General features: G+C 44.8%; 22 protein-coding genes, 1 pseudogene and 1 riboswitch. Of the genes and pseudogenes, 9 read left to right on the forward strand and 14 right to left on the reverse strand.

The window, feature by feature from the left end:
- The first annotated feature begins 12 nt into the window (after positions 1-12).
- The 3 genes from Xmir_RS09695 (at position 13) to Xmir_RS09710 (ending at position 2,493) form a co-directional block, all read left to right on the forward strand.
- On the forward strand, positions 13-621 hold the full coding sequence (locus Xmir_RS09695) for a DUF1349 domain-containing protein (RefSeq protein ID WP_099114176.1): 609 nt from the start codon (positions 13-15) through the stop codon (positions 619-621).
- 589 nt (positions 622-1,210) lie between these two features.
- Complete coding sequence (locus Xmir_RS09705; protein WP_099114178.1) at positions 1,211-1,690, forward strand: Hcp family type VI secretion system effector; 480 nt, start codon at positions 1,211-1,213, stop codon at positions 1,688-1,690.
- 2 nt (positions 1,691-1,692) lie between these two features.
- A complete protein-coding gene (locus Xmir_RS09710; protein WP_244170910.1) occupies positions 1,693-2,493 on the forward strand; it encodes a DUF4225 domain-containing protein in 801 nt (266 codons plus the stop codon).
- Positions 2,494-2,496: 3 nt separating this feature from the next.
- Here Xmir_RS09710 and Xmir_RS09715 read toward each other — a convergent pair whose 3' ends face one another.
- The 11 genes and pseudogenes from Xmir_RS09715 to Xmir_RS22760 all read right to left on the reverse strand — a co-directional run bounded on the left by Xmir_RS09715 (position 2,497) and on the right by Xmir_RS22760 (position 10,548).
- On the reverse strand, positions 2,497-2,820 hold the full coding sequence (locus tag Xmir_RS09715) for a hypothetical protein (protein WP_099114179.1): 324 nt from the start codon (positions 2,818-2,820) through the stop codon (positions 2,497-2,499).
- Positions 2,821-3,035: 215 nt separating this feature from the next.
- Positions 3,036-3,365 (reverse strand): annotated as a pseudogene (thiH, locus tag Xmir_RS09720) (2-iminoacetate synthase ThiH); the annotation flags it as partial.
- Entirely contained in the window at positions 3,250-3,642 is a 393-nt protein-coding gene (locus Xmir_RS33315; RefSeq protein WP_208620419.1) for a HipA N-terminal domain-containing protein, read from the reverse strand. The pseudogene thiH (Xmir_RS09720) and the gene Xmir_RS33315, both read right to left, overlap by 116 nt.
- Positions 3,639-3,980, reverse strand: a complete 342-nt coding sequence (locus tag Xmir_RS09730) for a helix-turn-helix transcriptional regulator (protein ID WP_099114180.1) — start codon at positions 3,978-3,980, stop codon at positions 3,639-3,641. Before Xmir_RS09730 ends, Xmir_RS33315 begins: the two co-directional genes overlap by 4 nt.
- Positions 3,981-4,320: 340 nt before the next feature.
- Entirely contained in the window at positions 4,321-5,460 is a 1,140-nt protein-coding gene (gene thiH / locus Xmir_RS09735; protein WP_099114181.1) for a 2-iminoacetate synthase ThiH, read from the reverse strand.
- Positions 5,457-6,224, reverse strand: a complete 768-nt coding sequence (locus Xmir_RS09740) for a thiazole synthase (RefSeq protein ID WP_099114182.1) — start codon at positions 6,222-6,224, stop codon at positions 5,457-5,459. The genes thiH (Xmir_RS09735) and Xmir_RS09740 overlap by 4 nt, the downstream gene beginning before the upstream one ends.
- A gap of 18 nt (positions 6,225-6,242) precedes the next feature.
- Entirely contained in the window at positions 6,243-6,443 is a 201-nt protein-coding gene (thiS, locus tag Xmir_RS09745; protein WP_099114183.1) for a sulfur carrier protein ThiS, read from the reverse strand.
- Positions 6,440-7,264: a HesA/MoeB/ThiF family protein gene (locus Xmir_RS09750; protein ID WP_099114184.1), complete on the reverse strand. Its 825-nt coding sequence runs from the start codon at positions 7,262-7,264 to the stop codon at positions 6,440-6,442. Before Xmir_RS09750 ends, thiS begins: the two co-directional genes overlap by 4 nt.
- Positions 7,258-7,929, reverse strand: a complete 672-nt coding sequence (gene thiE, locus Xmir_RS09755) for a thiamine phosphate synthase (protein ID WP_099114185.1) — start codon at positions 7,927-7,929, stop codon at positions 7,258-7,260. The genes Xmir_RS09750 and thiE overlap by 7 nt, the downstream gene beginning before the upstream one ends.
- Positions 7,913-9,889, reverse strand: a complete 1,977-nt coding sequence (gene thiC, locus Xmir_RS09760) for a phosphomethylpyrimidine synthase ThiC (protein WP_099114186.1) — start codon at positions 9,887-9,889, stop codon at positions 7,913-7,915. The genes thiE and thiC overlap by 17 nt, the downstream gene beginning before the upstream one ends.
- A gap of 153 nt (positions 9,890-10,042) precedes the next feature.
- Positions 10,043-10,167: riboswitch (TPP riboswitch) on the reverse strand.
- A gap of 63 nt (positions 10,168-10,230) precedes the next feature.
- Positions 10,231-10,548, reverse strand: coding sequence for a YadA C-terminal domain-containing protein (locus Xmir_RS22760; RefSeq protein ID WP_145956884.1), 318 nt, complete (start codon positions 10,546-10,548; stop codon positions 10,231-10,233).
- A gap of 45 nt (positions 10,549-10,593) precedes the next feature.
- On the opposite strand from Xmir_RS22760, the gene nudC reads away from it, so the two are divergent.
- Positions 10,594-11,364, forward strand: a complete 771-nt coding sequence (gene nudC / locus Xmir_RS09770) for an NAD(+) diphosphatase (RefSeq protein ID WP_099114188.1) — start codon at positions 10,594-10,596, stop codon at positions 11,362-11,364.
- A 116-nt stretch (positions 11,365-11,480) separates the two neighbouring features.
- Here the strand turns inward: nudC and dcp are convergent, their stop codons facing one another.
- Entirely contained in the window at positions 11,481-13,688 is a 2,208-nt protein-coding gene (gene dcp / locus Xmir_RS09775; protein ID WP_099114189.1) for a peptidyl-dipeptidase Dcp, read from the reverse strand.
- 408 nt (positions 13,689-14,096) lie between these two features.
- Between dcp and hemE the strand changes: the two genes are divergently transcribed.
- From hemE to Xmir_RS09805, 5 genes are all read left to right on the forward strand, one after another.
- Complete coding sequence (gene hemE / locus Xmir_RS09785) at positions 14,097-15,161, forward strand: uroporphyrinogen decarboxylase (RefSeq protein ID WP_099114191.1); 1,065 nt, start codon at positions 14,097-14,099, stop codon at positions 15,159-15,161.
- A gap of 19 nt (positions 15,162-15,180) precedes the next feature.
- Complete coding sequence (gene nfi / locus Xmir_RS09790) at positions 15,181-15,858, forward strand: deoxyribonuclease V (RefSeq protein ID WP_099114192.1); 678 nt, start codon at positions 15,181-15,183, stop codon at positions 15,856-15,858.
- 76 nt (positions 15,859-15,934) lie between these two features.
- Positions 15,935-16,525 (forward strand): YjaG family protein, encoded by a 591-nt coding sequence (locus tag Xmir_RS09795; protein WP_099114193.1) that lies wholly within the window; start codon positions 15,935-15,937, stop codon positions 16,523-16,525.
- Positions 16,526-16,710: 185 nt separating this feature from the next.
- Complete coding sequence (hupA, locus tag Xmir_RS09800) at positions 16,711-16,983, forward strand: nucleoid-associated protein HU-alpha (RefSeq protein WP_010848914.1); 273 nt, start codon at positions 16,711-16,713, stop codon at positions 16,981-16,983.
- 50 nt (positions 16,984-17,033) lie between these two features.
- Positions 17,034-17,687 carry a DUF1481 domain-containing protein gene (locus Xmir_RS09805; RefSeq protein WP_244170913.1) on the forward strand — a complete coding sequence of 218 codons (654 nt, stop codon included), beginning with the start codon at positions 17,034-17,036 and terminating at the stop codon, positions 17,685-17,687.
- Between the two features lie 28 nt (positions 17,688-17,715).
- On the opposite strand, the gene purD is transcribed toward Xmir_RS09805, so the two are convergent.
- Positions 17,716-18,999, reverse strand: coding sequence for a phosphoribosylamine--glycine ligase (purD, locus tag Xmir_RS09810; protein ID WP_099114194.1), 1,284 nt, complete (start codon positions 18,997-18,999; stop codon positions 17,716-17,718).
- A 30-nt stretch (positions 19,000-19,029) separates the two neighbouring features.
- The gene (purH, locus tag Xmir_RS09815; RefSeq protein ID WP_099114195.1) at positions 19,030-20,634 is read right to left on the reverse strand and encodes a bifunctional phosphoribosylaminoimidazolecarboxamide formyltransferase/IMP cyclohydrolase; all 1,605 of its coding nucleotides are present in this window, start codon (positions 20,632-20,634) and stop codon (positions 19,030-19,032) included.
- Positions 20,635-21,253 lie beyond the last annotated feature (619 nt).

Raw genomic sequence — 21,253 nt, forward strand, 5'->3', positions numbered from 1 at the left:
GGGTAAATATTGATGAATTTGCAGCAATGTCATTGGTTAAATGAACCAGCTTCTTGGCGGTGTCAGGAAGATGAACTTCATGTCACGACGGATAATAAAACCGATTTCTGGCGTGATACGTGGTATGGCTTTCAGCGTCATAGTGGCCATGTATTTGGTGGCTATGTTGATGATGATGTACATATTAAAGAGGGGTTCACGTTCCAGCTCTGTATTGAAGGGCGTTTTGAACAGCTATATGATCAGGCTGGCATTATGCTGCTGGTGGATGAGCATCAGTGGTTGAAAGCGGGTATTGAACATTCTGATGGGCAGTCGACGATTGGCAGTGTACTGACGAATCCTTGTTCTGACTGGGCAATGGGGGTTTTCTCTGGTAACCCAGATAAATTCTGGTTACGTTTGACTTATCAAGAAGAGACTATCCGGTTGCAGTATTCTACCGATGGTGTGATGTGGCCTTTATTGCGGTTATCTCCTTTTGCTATCGATAACTCCAATAAGCAGCGAGTGTTTGTCGGAGCTATGTGCTGTTCCCCAGAACGTGAAGGATTACAGGTGAAATTTTCCGATTTCAGGTTGACGTCATCGTTGAAAAAACACCTGCATGATTTGAGTTAATTGTTTAATTAAATATCCATACGAAGATTAGTTTCAATTTCCTCTATTAATGAAGATGGTACTTCATTCTCTTTGGCCAATTTAGGCCAAAGAGAAACACTCTCCTTAACTTCTTCGACCAATTCGTTAATGTATTTCTTTGTAAAACGTTTGGATATGTTTTCAAAGGAATAGAGATCATCTCTGATGAAATTGTCACGTTTACTATTGAGAGTCATCCAGTGACTGTTAACCCATTCGCTTCCTGGTTTGTAAAAATGGCGATATGATTTGCCATCTATCTAAATAGGTTTTCATAATAGTGATACACTCAATTTATGAGGAGTAAGGAAGTGAACTACAAATTTGGAATGTTATTTAGCTAATTTTACTTGTTAAAGTATACATAGATTATTTAATCTAAATTTAAAAATAAAAATCCAAAAAAAACATACTATAGTAGCTTAAAATATAATCATTTAAATATTCACGTTTGACAAAATAAAACACTACAAGTTAATCTAATTTTAAAATATTATAAATATCATTGACAAAGCAAATAATTATTTTGTACTTTAATGTGAATAAAAATGCATCAAAGGAAAATGGAATGGCTAATATTATTTATTTAACAATTAAAGGAAAAAAACAAGGTTTAATATCTGCTGGTTGCTCGTCAGAAGATTCAATTGGTAACCTTTGTCAGAGCAATCACGAAAACCAAATATATATCTACGAATTAAATCATTCATTATCTAGGGAGCAAAATGTAAATCATTTCCCAATCACAATAAAAAAACCAATAGATAAATCAACTCCATTATTAGGAATGGCAATATCAAACAATGAAGAATTAGAATGTATATTTGATGTGTACAGAACAGATAATAATGGTGGATTAGTACTTTTTTTTACTATAAAAGCAACAAATGTTACTATAAGCAATATTGATATTATTTGCCCTCATTCTCTAACTCATAATGATGCCCAACCACAGGAAAGCGTTTCTTTAAAGTATAAAAGTATAACGTGGCAACATCATATAGCAGGAACTAGCGGGTATAGTATTTGGGATGATAGGGTTTATTAAACATGGACATATATGCAAATAGAGATAATGATTACTTTGCAACAATGGGGGCACTAACTGCCAGAAGTGTCACTGAGGCAGCTTTGAGTGCCTCACTATTTTTAGATAGTTTTATTATAAAACAAAAACTTAAATCGGAAATAAAAAAACTTACCGACCATAATTTAAATATAATATTAAGCAAGTCATCCACACAATCATCTAAATTGCAAGCAATACAAGATCTAAAAAAAGAAAAATTATATTTATCCCAACAAGAAAGTATCATAAGAAATAATATACTCCAGAAGTACGCTGTTATAGAAATTAAGAAAGAGCTTGATTTTTTTACTTATGTTTTAAAAGGTATTGGCTTGGTTGCTGGAGGGATCCAGCTAATTACAGGTGTTGCTATGGTAACAACTACAAGTCAAACAGCGGTTGGTTATGTTGCAGGTTCAGCACTCATAGTTCATGGTATGGGTAATATAGAAGAAAATTTAATATCATTATTAAATAATGATGCTGACTATAAAGGACATCTAAGAAAAGGATATGAACATGCTTTTGCATTTATAGGATCAGATAAAAGAACTGCCAATTTGGTTTACGGTGGTGTAGATATTGCTCTGTCTGGCTATGGTGTATTTAGAAATGTGTTAAAACCTGAAGCATGGCGATTATTTAATTATATAAAAGATGATTATATCGCCAGCTATAAACTAATGGGTGGTTATGCTCTTACATTTGAAATATTAGCTGATGGGGTAACATTAAAATCAACCTACGATTCTTATAATGATCCTCAAGACAGCAAAAAATAATATTTATTCGCGTTTATATTTCCTCATAAATATAAACGCCCTATAGGATAACCTAAATGATAGCATAAATAAAGTAGGTGGGATTGTAATAATAATAGCTATGATAAAACCGATAACATTAACATCTCCCGCGATTAAAAATAAAAAAGCAAACCCCCAAAAAATCAAAGTGTTAATAAATATTAATTTATAAAACCGTCTTTCTAAATCAATTAGGTTATCTATAAATGTAGTGCCGTCTCTTTTATTTATAGATCTCAGTAAGCTAATATCATCAGAAGTAAATCCACTTTTTATCATTAATTTTTCTATGTTTTCATTAATCATTTCATGACTCCTTTTTTATTTATTTCCGACTCTTCTTCAACTTTTCATAACCATTCGTGATTATATTTAATTTTTCCTCTAGCTGTTCAGTCTTTTGATAAGTAACAGCAACAACATTGTAATGCTTATCTAGCCCAGAACTAAAGAATAACTTTACACTAAGGGCGGTCACTACAACAACAGCCCCTAGTTAATTGTCACCCCAAATAAAATAATTATCTCCCCAAATAATTATCCCAATCCTTCCAAACAGGTTGTAAACCTGATTTGACCAAGGCTTCGGCAACCTGAAAAACAGAGCGATTGTCGTGAGGAGCGAATTGCTCTAGCTCGTGATGACCATCAGCATAGCCGCCGGGCTGGGTTTTGGAGCCGGCACTGATGTTATTAATAGCGAGTGGTACAACGTGATCGCGGAAGTAGGGAGATTCACGGGTAGAGAGGGAAAACTCTACATCCGGTGCCAACAGACGGAACGCGCAGATGAGTAGTTGTGGGAAGGAGATGGAATAGCGACTTTTCCAAAACTGTTTTTGCAGGAAAATTGGCGATCCAAGCATTAAGAACTGCATTACCAAAATCATCGGGGAGAGAATCGGCGATCATGCTTGGTAAGCCACGAAAAGTGTCATAATTTAAATTAGAAAACGTGAATACTTTACCTGGCCTTGCTTGTTTAATTGGCATTTTCAATGGGGCAAGGTCTAGTCCCCTTTTGATAAAGGTACGCTCATATTCAAATGATCCGATGCCTTTTTCTGTGTCAAAGGCTATGGCACCGACATCTATATCTTGGTATTTGATTCTAATGGATTCATTCACCAGCTTGCCTCCTTATTAAGAGTGTACTCATCTTCTTGTTCTCCTGATGCTCTCTGACGTATATGGCCCTGCATTTTCGCGAGCTGGATGGGTGATGGAGGCTGTGGAGGAATGAAAATATCGAGTTGTTCTGTCAGATCGAGCGCATTCAGGATAAGCAGTATTGTTTCAAGGGAGGCATTCCCTTTCTCTGCATTACCAATGGCTCGACGGGTAATCCCTATAGCGTCAGCTAGCGTTTGTTGCTTAATATTTTTGTTGAGACGAGCTTGGCGTAGTCGGTATCCCAACTCTTCCTGCTGGTTTTTAATTTGATTGAAAGGAACATTTTTTATCATCTGAAAGCTCCTCCTCTATCTGATTTTTACAAGGTCAGATAAATGAAACAAATTCACAGTAGTATGATAGCTCTCATTATAACCATGTTTCATTAGGTGCGTAAATTTGCACATTGTTTTTATTTTTGCTGTTTATGTGTATTTATTTATACATTATTTGGCTTTATTTTTCTGCCTTATTATTAATATTAATGTGCTTTTTTATGCTCATTAATGGGTTTTTTGCTTATTATGGTTATATTTTTACACATTATTAAAGATAGATGCCACGTTTGTAGCATCCTCAAGTTACAGGCTATATCAAGTAGCGGTAGCACTAATTAACTGTTATCTAAAATAATTATCTCCCCAAATAATTATCCCAATCCTTCCAAACAGGTTGTAAACCTGATTTGACCAAGGCTTCGGCAACCTGAAAAACAGAGCGATTGTCGTGAGGAGCGAATTGCTCCAGCTCGTGATGACCATCAGCATAGCCGCCGGGCTGGGTTTTGGAGCCGGCACTGATGTTATTAATAGCGAGTGGTACAACGTGATCGCGGAAGTAGGGAGATTCACGGGTAGAGAGAGAAAGCTCTACATCCGGTGCCAGCAGACGGAACGCGCAAATGAGTTGTACCAATTCAGCTTCATTCATCAAAGAGGCTGGCTCAATGCCGCCCGCACAGGGACGCAGTCGTGGAAAAGAGATGGAATAACGGCTTTTCCAGAACTGTTTTTGCAGGAAAAAGAGGTGTTCCGCTACCATATAGCAGTCGGTTCGCCAATTGTGAGATAGCCCAATCAATGCACCTAGCCCGATTTTGTCGATACCTGCCCGCCCAAGGCGTTCCGGTGTTTCTAATCGCCAGTGGAAATCCTGCTTTTTGCCTTTCAAATGATGTAATTGATAACTGGGTTGATGGTAGGTTTCCTGATAAACCATCACGCCATCCAAACCGAGTGTTTTTAGTTCAGCGTATTCCTCTTGCGCCAGTGGCTGGACTTCCATTGAAACTGAACTGAAATGGCGGCGGATCAGAGGAAGGTAGCGGCGAAAATAATCCATGCCTACTTTATTCTGATGTTCCCCCGTTACCAGCAAGATATGCTCAAATCCCAGTTTTTTCAGTGCAAGGCATTCCGCTTCAATTTCCTGTTCATTGAGTGTCTTGCGCTTAATGTGATTACTCATAGAGAAACCACAATAGGTGCAGTCGTTGGCGCACAGATTGGAAAGATAAAGTGGGATGAAAAATCCCACGGTATTGCCAAAACGCTGTCGGGTTAGTTGCTGTGCGCGTTGAGCGAGTGATTCAAGATAAGGCAGAGCCGCCGGGGAAAGCAAAGCCATAAAATCATCCAGCGTTAAGTGATCGCTGGTTAGCGCATGTTCAATGTCCCGCGATGTTTTACTGTTAATGCGCAGGGTGAGGTCATCCCAGTCCAATTGTTGCCAGTGTTGACGAAACGTATTGTGGCGAAATGTACTGTTTGTCATAACGCCCCCAGAAACTCGGTGAGAGGGCTGGAAGCCTCTGCATGGGATTTCTGGCTTGCTACACCGGCCTGATGTGAAAGTTCGCCTGCTTCAATGGCGGTTTTGAATGCCTGAGCCATTTTGACAGGGTTGCGGGCAACAGCGATGGCGGTATTGACCAGTACGGCATCTGCCCCCATTTCGATGGCTGCCAGTGCATGGCTGGGAGCACCGATCCCTGCGTCCACAACAACGGGCACATTGGCTTGTTCGATGATGATTTGCAGAAAGTCACGCGTCAGTAACCCTTTATTTGAGCCGATGGGAGCCCCTAATGGCATGACAGCCGCGCAGCCGACTTCTTCCAACCTCCGGCACAGAACCGGATCAGCGCCGCAATAAGGCAGGACGACAAACCCTTCTTTCACTAGCTGTTCTGCGCCTTTCAGGGTTTCAATCGGATCAGGTAGTAAATATTTTACGTCGGGGTGGATCTCCAGTTTAATCCAGTGCGTTCCCAGTGCTTCCCGTGCAAGGTGAGCGGCAAATATGGCTTCTTCCGCCGTTTTTGCTCCAGAAGTATTGGGGAGTAGTTTAACGCCCAACTGTTGCAAGGGCGCGAGAATACCATCGTCATTCCCATGGAGATCAATGCGCTTCATCGCCATTGTGACTAATTGGCTGCCTGAGGCCCGAATTGCCTCGATCATTAATCCGGCATTGGCAAATTTGCCTGTGCCGGTAAATAGACGGGAGTCGAAGGTGGTATCAGCAATCTTTAACATAATTAGCCTCCAGCAATATTAGCCACCAGCAATGGCCTGAAACAGCAAGATGTTGTCCCCGTCATTCACCTGATGGGTATACCATTCTGAGCGTGGAATGATGGTTTGATTGATAGCCAATGCGGTGCCGGATTGAGTGCGCTGGATATGTTCCAGCAACTGTTGCACCGTCATGGGAGCACTGAGTGTCATCATCTGATCGTTAACGATAATGTTCATACGACTTCTTTTCCTGCCCGTTTTTTATCGATATTGACGTTTTCACTAATAGCTTTTTCGATATCGATTTTTTCGATAACTGAGTTGCAAACCGGACACTGTGGTGAGCGAGTCAGTTGTAACGTACTCCAGCTCTGTTGCTTACCATCAAACAGCCGGAGTTTCCCACTCAAAGGAGAGGGAATTCCTGCCAGCATTTTTATCGCTTCCAATGATTGCAATGTCCCAATGACACCAACGATTGGGCCTAATATCCCCGCGGTTCTGCAATTGCGTTGGGGTTCTTCTTGATCAGGATAGAGACAGGCATAACATCCATGTTGATAAGGAAATTCGAAAACCATGAGTTGCCCACTGAAACCGATCGCACTGCCGCTGATTAGCGGCTTGTTTTCAGCAATACAGGCGGCATTGATGGCATGGCGGGTTGCCATGTTATCACTGCAATCCAGTACCAAATCGATCCGGCTGACAATATTCGCCAAAGATTCACGATCTTGCCGTTCGGTGAGGTCGGTGATATTGATCTGTGGGTTTAAATCAGCCAGTTGTTTTGCTGCTGATTGGGCTTTGTTGGCAGGGATATCTGCTGTGCGGTAGATAATTTGGCGTTGCAGGTTCGAGATATGCAGCGTGTCATCATCTGCAAGATAAAGATTCCCTACGCCGGCGGCGGCGAGATAGAGCGCTGCGGGTGAACCTAAACCACCCAGACCGACAATCAGCACCTTACTGGCTTTTAATTTTTCCTGACCTTCAGGGCCAATATCTTCCAGAAGTAATTGACGGCTGTAACGCATAAATTCTTGATCGTTTAGCATAAATTCCCTCGCTCTAGCCCTTCAACTAAATGAAGTAATTTCGCTGTGGTTTGCTGCCAATCTTTCGATTTCGTGATGGCACTGACTAATGCAACGCCACCAACACCTGTTGCAACGACATCCGGTACACGTTCCAGTGAGATACCACCAATGGCAACGGTAGGATATTCCGGTGTGATCTCAACCTGATGTTTTAGTGCTGCAAGACCTTGGGGTGACGACGGCATCTCTTTCGTGGTGGTGGGGAAAATATGTCCTAATGCGATATAGGAAGGGTGCAGGGATTTTGCCCGCGCCAGCTCTTGTTGATCGTGGGTGGAAATCCCCAAACGCAGCCCCGCTTGCCGGATGGCGCTAAGATCGGCGATATCCAGATCTTCTTGCCCTAAATGAACGCCGTAGGCCTGGTGTTTGATTGCCAGCCGCCAGTAGTCGTTAATAAACAGCCGGGCGTTGTACTGACGGCCGAGTGCAATGGCGGACTGAATATCCTGCTCTATCTGTTCTTCGGGCTTATCTTTGATGCGCAGTTGTAAAGTCCTGACGCCGGCTTCCAGTAATCGTTCAATCCACACCAGAGAGTCCACAACGGGATACAGCCCCAGCCGATGTGCGGTTGGAGCAAATGATGGTGTGTCATGTAGTGTTTCACGCTGATTTTTCATTGGCGGTATCCTCAGCACTGTGATACAGCTCGCTGCCACGGGCGCGGAACTCTTCAGACATCTGTTCCATACCTGCTTCCTGTTCCAGTTTTGCTGCGTAATCTCGCACGTCTTGTGTGATTTTCATTGAGCAGAATTTCGGACCACACATGGAACAGAAATGGGCGACTTTGCCGGACTCCTGCGGTAAGGTTTCATCGTGATAAGCACGGGCGGTATCCGGATCAAGCGCGAGGTTGAATTGATCTTCCCAACGGAATTCAAACCGCGCTTTTGACATGGCGTTATCGCGGATCTGGGCACCCGGGTGGCCTTTGGCAAGATCAGCCGCATGGGCCGCGATTTTGTAAGTAATCAGCCCTTGTTTGACATCTTCTTTATTGGGTAAGCCGAGATGCTCTTTTGGCGTGACATAACACAGCATTGCACAACCAAACCAACCGATCATGGCGGCACCAATACCGGAGGTGAAATGGTCATAACCGGGGGCGATATCCGTTGTCAATGGCCCTAATGTGTAGAACGGGGCTTCGTGGCAATGCTCCAGCTCTTCCGTCATATTGCGGCGGATTAATTGCATCGGGATATGCCCCGGCCCTTCTATCATGACCTGAACATCGTACTCCCAAGCGATTCTGGTCAGTTCTCCCAGAGTATGCAGTTCGGAAAATTGTGCTTCATCATTGGCATCCTGAATGGAGCCGGGACGCAATCCATCCCCCAAGGAGAGGGAAACATCATAGGCAGCACAGATTTCACAAATTTCACGAAAGTGCGTGTAGAGGAAATTTTCCTGATGATGGGAAAGACACCATTTCGCCATAATTGAGCCACCACGGGAAACAATGCCTGTCAGGCGCTTAGCGGTCATCGGTACGTAACGCAGCAATACTCCGGCGTGAATGGTGAAATAATCGACACCTTGTTCGGCTTGTTCCAGCAACGTATCGCGGAACATTTCCCATGTCAGGTTTTCCGCTATGCCATTGACTTTTTCCAGTGCCTGATAAATCGGTACTGTACCAATGGGAACCGGGCTATTGCGTAGTATCCATTCACGGGTTTCATGGATGTAACGTCCGGTGGAGAGATCCATCACCGTATCTGCGCCCCAGCGGGTAGACCAAATCAGTTTTTCCACCTCTTCTTCAATGGATGAGGTGACAGAAGAGTTACCGATATTCGCATTAACCTTCACCAAAAAATTGCGGCCAATAATCATGGGTTCGGATTCGGGATGGTTAATATTCGCGGGGATAATCGCGCGACCGGCAGCAACTTCCTGACGGACAAATTCCGGCGTGATGTTTTCCGGTAAGTTGGCACCGAAACTTTGACCTGCATGTTGTTGGCGCAGGACTTCACTGCGAATACGTTCGCGTCCCATATTTTCGCGCAGTGCGATAAATTCCATTTCTGGTGTGATGAAGCCTTGGCGCGCATAGTGCAATTGGGTAACACGTTTGCCTTGTCTGGCTTTCTGTGGATGTGGGCGATGGTGAAAACGCAGGTGATCCAGCCCCGCATCGGCAAGACGTTGTTGCGTAAAATCGGAACTGAGAACGGAGACAGGCTCTGTATCATCACGTTCGTCGATCCACAGTTGGCGGATTTTGCGTAATCCCGTTTGCACATCCAGCACGGAAGTGGGGTCACCATAAGGGCCGGAAGTGTCATAAACGGGTACAGGTTCGTTTTCCTCTAATTGAGGTTGCTCTTTTGTGCCACCCACCAGCGTGGGGGATAACTGAATTTCACGCATCGGAACCTGAATATCCTGACGGGAGCCTTCAAGATAAATGCGCTTTGAGCTGGGAAACGCCACGCCTTGAATGGAGCTGATAAATGCCTGAGCTGCATCTCGCTGCGCTTTACGCGGCCTTGCAGGGGGGGCTTTGGGGGAAATATCCGTGGCTGGAATAACAGCATTGGAAACAACGGTATTGTTGGACTTAGACATAGCAAATTCCTGACTGTGTTATCGCCTTTCTCATTACTGAACAGGCTTAAGTTGAGAAAATTGCTTGTCTGGAGCTCGCAGGGAGTAATGGTTGATGCTGATTAGTATTTGTACACGCTATTTGTATATTAGATGTACGCTGATACTAACAGCGGAGTGATTACTCTTGTTCCCTTCGCGGGTATTAGCCCGATCAGGTTCTGCGGATCCCGAATTAACGGTCTCAGCCTGTGTCCATCGTGATATACGTTGAACGCTAGGCACTCCGACAAGAAAAAAACACCCCAGAGTATAAAGGGGATTGTGAAAACTACAACCTAAAACTTGTACTCTAAGTGAGATTAAAATCCAATTGTAATCCCTGAGTTCAGCCCTGTACCACTTTGAGTGTCATACGTCATGGCAACTTTTATTTGAATATGTGGGCTAATGGTAAAAATAGAACCCACAGCTCCCGCGGCTTGCCCACGGTATGAGGCGATACCAAAACCAACTGAGAGTTTATTGCTATTTTTTGATGGAATGGCGGTTGTTGCCATTGCAGCAGAAATACCTGCCCCTAGTTTAAGGCCAGTGTTGAGAGGGAAAGTTAATATAACAAGATTAAAGACGAAATAAGATAAAAAGGAGTATGCTTCATTTGTGTTGATTTTGAACAAGATATAATGGAAATCATCATACAACCTATGACGGAACAGAGACAAATGACGCAACAAAAACTGACAGGTACAGAACGGGGCTGGTGGATTGTCAGTCTTGAGAATCAGGTTTGGCTCCCACAGGGAGAGTTACCATCAGGAACGGCTAATCAGTGGTTATTGCAAGGCCATATGGCGCAGCCTATCGGCGAGTGGCAGGGGGAAACGGTTTGGCTGATTCGCCATAGAATGACTTCAAATATGTCTTCCCCCCGTTTAATTGCTGATCGGGATGCCAAATTATTTCAGATGGTAGGACGCGGCGTCCAATTGGCCGAGTTTTATCGTTCGCACCGTTATTGCGGTTACTGCGGTCATGATATGCAGCATAGCCAGTACGAATGGGCCTGTTTATGCAGCCATTGCGAAGAGCGTTATTATCCACAAATTGCACCCAGTATTATCGTGGGCATCCGTCGTGATGACCATATTTTGTTGGCACAACACCAGCGTCACCGTAATGGTATCCATACTGTACTTGCAGGATTTGTTGAAGTGGGGGAAACGCTGGAAGAAGCGGTCCATCGTGAAGTGATGGAAGAGAGTGGCATTAAGATCCGTAACTTGCGTTATGTTGCTTCCCAACCGTGGCCTTTCCCGAATTCATTAATGACGGGGTTTTTGGCTGATTATGATAGCGGTGAAATCAATCATGACCCCGTTGAATTGGTCAGTGCAGATTGGTTTCGCTACGATAAGCTTCCCCTTATTCCCGGGCCTGATACGATTGCTCGCCGCCTGATTGAGGATACTGTGGCGTTGTGTCGTCAGCAGTGATGTTAATTGATCAATGAGTTGTGTATTAAGAATGAGAGCTACCTTGTGTTTTGTATCAGGATTCGATATCCATACCAAAACGGGTAACTCTCAATCATTTAAGGCTCAGTGGCTGATTAAGGCTGTTTTTGTTCCTTCAGTCCCCGGTTTTTCAGCATAGGTTCAATACTCGGTGGTTTACCGCGCCAGTTGATATACAGCTTTTCCAAGTCTTCACTATTACCACGTGACAATACCTTATCGCGGAAAAGTTGGCCATTCTCTGGTGTCAGGCCACCATGTTCGGTAAACCAGGCAAAAGCATCGTCTGCCAGCATTTCGGTCCACAGATAAGCATAATAACCGGCAGCATAACCGTTACCCCAAATGTGTTTGAAGTAGCTGGAACGATAACGCGGCGGCACGTAGCTGATATAGATGTTATCTTGTTGCAGAGACTCGGCTTCAAACTTATCCACGTCCTGCTGTGGCTGATCAGCGGTCAGCATATGCCAGTGCATATCCAACAACGCGGCTGACAGCAGCTCGGTCATGCTATAGCCTTTGTTGAATTTGTCAGCCTTATTGATCTTATCCATTAACGCCTGTGGCATCGCTTCACCGGTTTGGTAATGCTTGGCGTAATGGGCAAACACCTTGGGATCACGCGCCCAATACTCATTAAATTGCGATGGGAATTCCACAAAATCACGGGCGGTATTGGTGCCGGACAGGCTCGGATATTCCTGATCGGCAAACATGCCGTGCAAGGCATGCCCAAACTCATGGAAGATTGTGATCACGTCATCATATGACAATAGTGCAGGTTGGCCCGGCGCAGGTTTGGTAAAGTTGGCGACGTTGTAAATCACCGGCTTGGTTCCGATGAGCTTTGACTGATCGACAAAATTACTCATCCAGGCTCCACCGCCTTTGTTGTCGCGCTTAAAGTAATCGGTATAGAACAACGCCAACGGTTTCCCGTCCTTATCGAAAACTTCATACACGCGGACGTCGGATTGATAAACCGGGATGTCTTTGCGCTCTTTAAAGGTAATGCCATACAGCAGATTGGCGGCATAGAATACGCCATTATTCAGGACGTTATTCAGCTCGAAATACGGCTTAATCTGTGATTCATCCAAATCATATTTTGCTTTGCGTACCTGCTCGGCATAAAACGGCCAATCCCAGGCTTCCAGCTTGAAGCCCCCTTTTTGCTGATCAATCACCGCCTGAATGTCTTTGGCTTCGCGCTCAGCGCGTGCCGTTGCCGCAGGTACAATATCACGCAAAAATTTCAACGCGGTCTTAGGCGTTTTTGCCATCTGATTTTGCAGTTTCCACGACGCATAATCCGGGAAGCCCAGCAGCTTAGCCTGCTCAGCACGGATCTTCGCTAACCGGGCTAAGGTTTGACGCGTGTCATTATCGTCACCTTTCTCGGCTCGGATCCACGATGCCTCAAATAACGCCTTACGCGTATCGCGATCTTTCAGGTCTTGCAGACTCGGTTGCTGGGTGGTGTTCTGCAATACCAACAGCCATTGTTTGTCTAGCTTACGCTCACTGGCAGCCTGTGCAGCGGCGGCAATTTCGCCATCGGACAGTCCATTCAGTCTGGCTTTATCTTGAATCGCCAATGCGCCATTTTTGGTTGCCGCCAGCAGTTTGTTGCTAAACTGGGTACTGAGTGTGGCTGCTTCCTGATTCAAAGCCTTTAACTTTGCTTTATCCGCATCAGACAAGTTGGCTCCCGCTAACTCGAAACTTTGATAAGTCACTTCCACCAATCGGCGCGATTCCGGATCCAGATTCAACGTCCCGCGCTGCTGGTAAATAGCTTTGATACGGTTGAACAGTTTACTGTTCAGCATAATTTCATCGTTCATCGCCGCCAGCTTTGGTGCAATTTCTTCATCCAGTTTTTGCAGCCTGTCAGTGGTATTAGCTGACGTCATCGCCCCAAATACATTCATCACCCGTGTCAGCGTTGCGCCCGATTTCTCCAGCGCGATAAATGTATTTTCAAAGTCAGGCGTGGCAGGATTATTGGCGATCTTCTCTACCTCCTTCAGTTTCTGTTTAATACCGGCAGCAATCGCGGGTGCATAGTCTGTTTCTTTTATCTTATCGAACGGAGGAGCCTGGAACGGTAGTACACTCGGGTAGAAGAAAGGGTTTTTGTTCTTGTATTGCCGTTGATTAGCTTCACCAGTCACACTCATCTCCTTTACCTGATCACTTGATACGTTCGTGTGGTCAGATCCCAGTTTATTTTCTTCGGCCTGCGCCTGAGTGCCTAGTGCCAAGCCAATAGCCAGTACTAAAGTGGATAAACGCATCAGTAGAAACTCCTCCATGTAGGTCTAATAGGTTATTTATCAACGAAAATGACTTCATAAGCGCTTTGATACAGTCAGTTAACTACAGACAATTAATTTACAGTCAATTAATTAACGTAAACCAACTCATCCAACGATTAATTGAAAAGCGCGAACAATGAAGGGTTATGGCAACGTGAGAAACGGCATTGCCTTCATGTAACGCATGTGTTACATGAATGTAGCATAATGAGAGCGATGAGCTGACGTGCATAGTCCTTGTTCCGGGTTTTGTGACTCTGTACATAAATTTTTTCGTCTGACGTCGGGATTGGTACTTGACGTTTATTTATTGTGGTCACGACGGAAGTTCGGCTTCCGACGTGTTATCATGCGGGCGCTTTTTGTTGATAATCAAGGGAGCTTGTCATGAATGCGTTGAAAAACGATCGCTATCTGCGTGCCTTATTACGTCAGCCTGTCGATGTCACACCGGTATGGATGATGCGCCAGGCTGGCCGATATTTGCCTGAATATAAAGCGACACGTCAGGAAGCGGGGGATTTCATCTCGTTATGCAAAAATACCGAATTAGCTTGTGAAGTCACACTTCAACCCTTGCGCCGTTTTCCGCTGGATGCGGCAATCCTGTTTTCTGATATTTTGACGATTCCCGATGCGATGGGGCTGGGGCTTTATTTTGAAACGGGTGAGGGGCCGCGTTTTCACTCCCCGATTATGAATCATGCTGATGTGGAAAAACTGCCTGTACCCGATCCAGAAATGGAGTTGGGTTATGTGATGGATGCCGTTCGTGCGATCCGCAAGGCGTTGGCAGGGCAAGTTCCGCTCATCGGCTTTTCCGGCAGCCCGTGGACATTGGCAACCTATATGGTTGAAGGCGGAAGCAGTAAAGCGTTCACGAAGATCAAGGCCATGATGTATGCTGAACCTGCCACATTGCATCTGCTACTGGATAAATTGGCAAACAGCGTTATTCTATATCTGAACGCGCAAATAAGGGCGGGAGCCCAATCTGTCATGATTTTCGATACTTGGGGCGGCGTTTTATCTCATCGCGATTATTTGGAATTCTCCCTACAGTATATGTATAAAATTGTTGATGGACTGATCCGCGAACATGAAGGCCGCCGTGTGCCTGTGACCCTGTTTACCAAAGGGGGAGGGCAATGGCTTGAAGCAATGGCGGCAACAGGGTGTGATGCGCTTGGTTTGGATTGGACAACGAATATTTCTGATGCTCGTCGTCGTGTCGGAGATAAGGTTGCCTTGCAGGGCAATATGGACCCATCCATGCTGTATGCGCAACCCGCCCGAATTGAAGAAGAAGTTTCGACAATATTACAAGATTTTGGTGTAGGCAGTGGGCATGTTTTCAATTTGGGGCATGGCATTCATCAAGATGTTCCACCAGAACATGCCGGTGCATTTGTCGAAGCCGTACACCGACTTTCAGCAAAATATCATCAATAACGATATTAGTAATAACAGTATGATTGATACAAAGGCACTTCGTCAGGAACAGGTAGAAAAATCACGGCAGGTTATCCGTCATGATGTTTTTTCTGCCTCTTTTACGCCAGAGTTCATTGCGGGTGCTGATGTTGGCTTTGAAAAAGATGGCACGGTAACCCGTGCCGCAATCGCGATTTTGCGATATCCCTCGTTAGAATTAGTCGAATACCAAATCGCAAGAATTGATACGGTACTTCCCTATATCCCGGGTTTACTCTCATTTCGTGAATACCCTGCATTGATGGCCGCATGGCAAAAATTAAGCCTGCGGCCTGATTTGCTTATGGTGGATGGTCAGGGTATTGCCCATCCCCGACGTTTTGGGGTTGCCAGTCATTTTGGAGTATTGGTCGATGTTCCGACAATTGGAGTGGCAAAAAGCCGTTTGTGTGGTGAACATGCCCCAGTAGGAGGACTTCCGGGAAGTCGCCAGCCATTGATGGATCATGGCGAACAGATTGGGGTTGTATTACAAAGTAAAAAGAGATGTAACCCACTCTATATTTCCATCGGGCATAAGGTCAGTATTGATAGCGCGATTTTTTGGGTTGAGCATTGTTTGAAGGGGTATAGACTGCCTGAACCGACCCGTTGGGCGGATGGGATTGCTTCAAATAGACCATTTTTTAAGCAAACAATGCAGAAAAATCTATAATTGCGGCGGAAATGTGTGGATATTCTTGATTTTCAGGTAAACTTCGACGCAAATTAGGCATCATGAGTAACGACCAATGTTAAGAAACCCGATCCATCTGAGGTTGGAGAAACTCGAAAGTTGGCAACATTTGACTTTTATGGCTAGTCTATGTGAGCGAATGTATCCAAATTATCAGGTGTTTTGTCGCCAGAGTGGGTTTGCCGACCCCGCACAATATCGCCGCATTTTGGATTTAGTGTGGGAAATTTTGGTCGTCAAAGATGCAAAAGTGAATTTTGATAGTCAGCTGGAAAAATTGGAAGCCATTATTCCATCATCAGAAAATTATGATATTTATGGTGTGTATCCAGCGATTGATGCGTGCATTGCATTGGGTGAAGTAATTCATTCTCGTCTGAGTGGCTCGACGTTAGAGCATGCAATAGCCGTCAGTGAGATATCCATCCGCACTGTTGCCATGCTGGAAATGACGCAGGCCGGTAGGGAAATGACCGAGGATGAGTTAAAAGTATTACCTGCCATTGAAGAAGAATGGGATATTCAATGGGAGATTTTCCGTTTATTGGCAAATTGCGAAGAACGGGACATTGAATTAATTAAAGGATTAAAGGCTGATCTCCGTGAAGCGGGGGTCAGCAACATCGGCATAAATTTGGAGCAGTAACACATAAAACGTGACTTAATGCTTGATTTGCCGTATTTAAAGGCTTCACATTTGCCCTCACTCTGTTCTACATTGGGGGGCGAAAAGAAGTGGCTATCGGTGCGTGTATGCAGGGGTGCTGTCAAATCGGCATATCCGTCGCACTCGATGCTTTGCAAACGATAAACACACTGTAAGGATAATCTATGAATAAGACCGAATTAGTTGATGCAATTGCAGCAGGTGCAGATCTGACTAAAACTCAGGCTAAAGCAGCTCTGGAATCAACTTTGAATGCAATCACTGAATCTCTGAAAAATGGTGATGCAGTGCAGCTGGTAGGCTTTGGTACTTTCAAAGTTAACCACCGTGCGGAACGTACTGGCCGTAACCCACAAACTGGTAAAGAAATTAAAATTGCAGCAGCAAACGTACCTGCTTTCTCCGCTGGTAAGGCATTGAAAGACGCAGTTAAGTAATTGCATTGCGAAATAAAATAAGAGGGGGGAATTCAAAGCCCCTTTTGTTGATTCTACAGGGGCTGTTTGCATTAGGGTTTATCTCTTTGCTCAGCGCCTGTTCGATTCAATCAAACACTCCTCTTTTCAATGCCAGTGGTTTTACAACCGACAGCGGTGCTATCCGCTTATGGCGTTTGAATGATCAAAACAGTAAGCCTCAGGTTATCATGAGCGTTTACAGTCCTTATCGTAATAACAATACTATTGTTACTTTTTATGAATATCGTCATGGCAACTTGTGGCAGATCCGTCGCAATGTGCTTGATAACCCTCCGATTGCAGAAACATTGCGTATCGATCAAAATAACTCGGCCATTTTTAATCTGCGGCAATCAGAAAAACATAATGAACCACTTTCCGCCGATGATATTGCTCGCCTGCGGTTTGATGCCAGACAGATAGAGAAAACCAGTGATGCCTTAATTGCAGGAGATATTAAGCTATTACAGGGACATTGGCAGTATGGCAGAGTTACCACCTGTGCCGGAAAGCAATTATTCGTTGAGTTTGAGCCTCATGATCAGAGATGGATTGAAGAAAGGCAAAACAACAGCTCTGGCCCATTGACTATTGCGTGGCTGGATTCGCCAGCAGGAAAACAGTTGTTATTGGTGGCTAATGATGATTTTTGTCGTTGGGAACCGACGGAAGATAAGCTGTAACGCTGTGACTTCCGCCGGTTTAATTGGTTTATTTCAAACGGGCAATGGCTCGGTAGCCAATATCTTTACGGTAAAAACACCCTTTCCAATCAATTTGGGTTGCTCTCAGGTAAGCTTTTTTCTGTGCGTCTGCAATATCGTTACCTAATGCGGTAACACATAAAACACGTCCGCCCGCAGTGATAACATTTTCATCCTCAAATGCGGTGCCTGCATGAAAGACTTTTTCATCGGCATTCGTTTCCTGACCTAACCCGCTGATAACATCACCTTTGGCATAATTGGACGGATAGCCTCCCGCCGCCAGCACGACACCCAACGCAGGACGAGGGTCCCATGTGGATGTTTTCCCACTTAATTGGCCTTTCGCTCCAGCAAGACACAGTTCGACTAAATCAGAATTCAAACGCATCATAATAGGCTGGGTTTCAGGATCACCAAAGCGACAGTTAAATTCGATTACTTTAGGCTCTCCTTGTTTATCAATTATCAACCCGGCATAGAGGAAACCAACGTAGGTATGTCCTTCGGCTGCCATTCCTTTAACTGTAGGGTAAATAATTTTTTCCATAATGCGCTGGTGGAGCTCATCCGTTACCACAGGGGCAGGCGAGTAAGCGCCCATGCCGCCGGTATTTGGCCCGGTATCACCGTCACCGACACGTTTGTGATCCTGACTGGTTGCCATAGGAATCACGTGATTGCCATCTACCATGACAATAAAGCTGGCTTCTTCTCCATCCAGAAATTCTTCTATAACGATACGATGCCCTGCATCACCAAATACATTACCTGCCAGCATATCTTTAACCGCGCTTTGCGCTTCTTCCATCGTCATGGCGACGACGACACCTTTACCCGCGGCCAGACCATCCGCTTTAATCACAATAGGTGTGCCCATCTTTTCTAAATAGGCCAGCGCAGGCTCAACTTCTGTAAAGTTTTGATAGGCCGCCGTGGGGATATGATGGCGATGGAGAAAATCTTTGGTAAAAGCTTTGGACCCTTCCAGTTGAGCGGCTGCTTTTGTAGGGCCGAAAATTGTTAGTCCCGCTTGCAGGAAAGCATCAACCACGCCGATAACGAGCGGAGCCTCAGGCCCCACGATGGTCAGATCAATATTATGGTTCTGGGCAAACGCAAGTAGCCCATCAATATCTGTTGCCGCAATGTCTACATTTTCCAGATTTGCTTCCAGCGCAGTTCCCGCGTTACCCGGTGCAACATAGACCTTATTCGCCAAAGGTGACTGTGCCGCTTTCCAAGCGAGTGCATGTTCTCTTCCGCCACTGCCAATAATCAAGATGTTCATCTGAGCCCTCTATATATAAGGTGAAAATTATTAATGGCGGAAATGACGCATACCAGTGAAAATCATCGCGATGCCATGTTCGTCGGCAGCAGCAATGACTTCATCATCACGGATAGAACCTCCGGGTTGAATAACACAGCTCACGCCAACCGCCGCTGCGGCATCAATACCATCACGGAATGGGAAAAAGGCATCTGAAGCCATAACGCAGCCCTGAACTTCCAACCCTTCATCGGCTGCTTTAATTCCTGCGATTTTGGCTGAGTAAACACGGCTCATCTGCCCGGCACCAATACCAATTGTCATATTGTTCTTGGCATAAACGATAGCATTGGATTTGACGAACTTCGCTACTTTCCAACAAAACAGGGCATCCTGTATCTCTTGTTCTGTGGGTTGGCGTTTGGATACGACACACAGATCATCTTTTGCGACCATGCCCAGATCGCGATCCTGGACCAATAAACCACCGTTGACACGTTTGAAATCCAAAGCTGCAACGGGTGAATGCCATTCGCCACATGCCAAAACGCGAACATTGGGTTTGGTTGCGAGTATTGGTAGGGCTGCTTGATTAATAGAAGGAGCAATAATGACTTCAACAAATTGGCGCTCAATGATGGCTTGAGCTGTGACCGCATCCAATTCTCGGTTAAACGCAATGATGCCGCCAAACGCAGAAGTAGGGTCGGTTTTGAAGGCATTGTCATAGGCGGCATGAATATCAGCACCAATCGCAACACCACAAGGGTTGGCATGTTTGACAATCACACAGGCAGGCCCGGCAAAAGTTTTCACACATTCCAGAGCCGCATCGGTATCTGCAATATTATTATAGGAAAGCGCCTTGCCTTGTAATTGAGTCGCTGTGGCAATCGAAGCTTCAGTGATTTGTTCTTCTATGATTTGTTCTTCTATATAGAAAGCTGCATCCTGATGGCTGTTTTCGCCATAACGCATATCCTGCTTTTTAATGAAGTTCAGATTCAACGTGCGAGGGAAGCGACCTGATGGTTGATTTGTCTCTCCATAATAAGGAGGAACCAGTTTGCCAAAGTAATTGGCGATCATACTGTCATAAGCGGCCGTATGCTCAAATGCCTTGATGGCTAAATCAAAACGAGTGGCTTGTGTCAGCGAGTTTTGATGGTTATCCATTTCCTCGATAATTTTGTCGTAATCCTGGCTGTTAACAACAATCGCTACATCCTTGTGGTTCTTAGCGGCAGACCGAACCATGGTTGGGCCACCGATATCGATATTTTCTACAGCATCTTCCAGAGAGCAATTTGGTTTCGCGACGGTTTGTGCAAAGGGATAAAGATTAACGACGACCATATCAATTGGAGAAATTTGATGTTGCGCCATCACTTCATCATCTTGCCCGCGTCGGCCCAGAATGCCGCCATGAACTTTGGGATGAAGTGTTTTAACCCGTCCATCCATCATTTCAGGGAAGCCTGTATAGTCCGAAACTTCAGTGACATTTAGTCCGGCTTCGGCCAGCAGACGAGCAGTACCCCCTGTTGAAAGCAGTTCGACACCGCGACTGGATAAGGCTTTGGCAAATTCAATAACCCCCGCTTTGTCAGAAACACTCAGCAGGGCACGACGGATTGGACGAAGCTGTTGCATTGGTGTGATCCCTTGAATTTCGTAAAACAAGAATGTGCTATTGAGAAAAAACCACTGACTTCATAGAAAAAATGGCTTCTGCAATAACATTTCAAAACAATTTGAAAAAATCATGTGGCGATTTTTACTTCGCAGATTGTAGCGCAAACGTTTGCGCGATGCCCGACAAATTTTACCAAAATATCCATCTGTGGATAAATTTGTGTGTAAATGGGTATAAAGTGGTGTTTTGCTGTGTAATTCAGCAAACGATAATGTTTTTCGAAAAAAACTATTGTCAGCGGCGTAAAACTCCCTATAATGCGCCACCACTGACCGACGATGCGCTGAGACAAGCCGCCGAGGAAAGTGGGAGGAAAGCGAAAATAAACGCTTGACTCCGGAGGCGAAAAGCGTAAGATACGCAGCCTCGCAACCCGGAAGAAGATTTTCGGTTGCACTGCTCTTTAACAAATTAATCAGACAATCTGTGTGGGCACTCGCAAGACACTATCCACGCCGGAAGGCGAAAAAGATATTAAGTCTTGAAGAGTGACTGAACAGTTAATTCATTACGAACTAACACAGTTAAATTCTTTGAGCATCAAACCTTTAATTGAAGAGTTTGATCATGGCTCAG

It is taken from the genome of Xenorhabdus miraniensis, from assembly GCF_002632615.1.

Bases quoted from the DNA above. Each gene is read 5' to 3' on its own strand.
- Xmir_RS09695 (WP_099114176.1), top strand. From the start codon at position 13: ATGAATTTGCAGCAATGTCATTGGTTAAATGAACCAGCTTCTTGGCGG.
- Xmir_RS09705 (WP_099114178.1), top strand. From the start codon at position 1,211: ATGGCTAATATTATTTATTTAACAATTAAAGGAAAAAAACAAGGTTTA.
- Xmir_RS09710 (WP_244170910.1), top strand. From the start codon at position 1,693: ATGGACATATATGCAAATAGAGATAATGATTACTTTGCAACAATGGGG.
- Xmir_RS09715 (WP_099114179.1), bottom strand. From the start codon at position 2,820: ATGATTAATGAAAACATAGAAAAATTAATGATAAAAAGTGGATTTACT.
- Xmir_RS09730 (WP_099114180.1), bottom strand. From the start codon at position 3,980: ATGATAAAAAATGTTCCTTTCAATCAAATTAAAAACCAGCAGGAAGAG.
- thiH (WP_099114181.1), bottom strand. From the start codon at position 5,460: ATGACAAACAGTACATTTCGCCACAATACGTTTCGTCAACACTGGCAA.
- Xmir_RS09740 (WP_099114182.1), bottom strand. From the start codon at position 6,224: ATGTTAAAGATTGCTGATACCACCTTCGACTCCCGTCTATTTACCGGC.
- thiS (WP_099114183.1), bottom strand. From the start codon at position 6,443: ATGAACATTATCGTTAACGATCAGATGATGACACTCAGTGCTCCCATG.
- Xmir_RS09750 (WP_099114184.1), bottom strand. From the start codon at position 7,264: ATGCTAAACGATCAAGAATTTATGCGTTACAGCCGTCAATTACTTCTG.
- thiE (WP_099114185.1), bottom strand. From the start codon at position 7,929: ATGAAAAATCAGCGTGAAACACTACATGACACACCATCATTTGCTCCA.
- thiC (WP_099114186.1), bottom strand. From the start codon at position 9,889: ATGTCTAAGTCCAACAATACCGTTGTTTCCAATGCTGTTATTCCAGCC.
- nudC (WP_099114188.1), top strand. From the start codon at position 10,594: ATGACGCAACAAAAACTGACAGGTACAGAACGGGGCTGGTGGATTGTC.
- dcp (WP_099114189.1), bottom strand. From the start codon at position 13,688: ATGCGTTTATCCACTTTAGTACTGGCTATTGGCTTGGCACTAGGCACT.
- hemE (WP_099114191.1), top strand. From the start codon at position 14,097: ATGAATGCGTTGAAAAACGATCGCTATCTGCGTGCCTTATTACGTCAG.
- nfi (WP_099114192.1), top strand. From the start codon at position 15,181: ATGATTGATACAAAGGCACTTCGTCAGGAACAGGTAGAAAAATCACGG.
- Xmir_RS09795 (WP_099114193.1), top strand. From the start codon at position 15,935: ATGTTAAGAAACCCGATCCATCTGAGGTTGGAGAAACTCGAAAGTTGG.
- hupA (WP_010848914.1), top strand. From the start codon at position 16,711: ATGAATAAGACCGAATTAGTTGATGCAATTGCAGCAGGTGCAGATCTG.
- purD (WP_099114194.1), bottom strand. From the start codon at position 18,999: ATGAACATCTTGATTATTGGCAGTGGCGGAAGAGAACATGCACTCGCT.
- purH (WP_099114195.1), bottom strand. From the start codon at position 20,634: ATGCAACAGCTTCGTCCAATCCGTCGTGCCCTGCTGAGTGTTTCTGAC.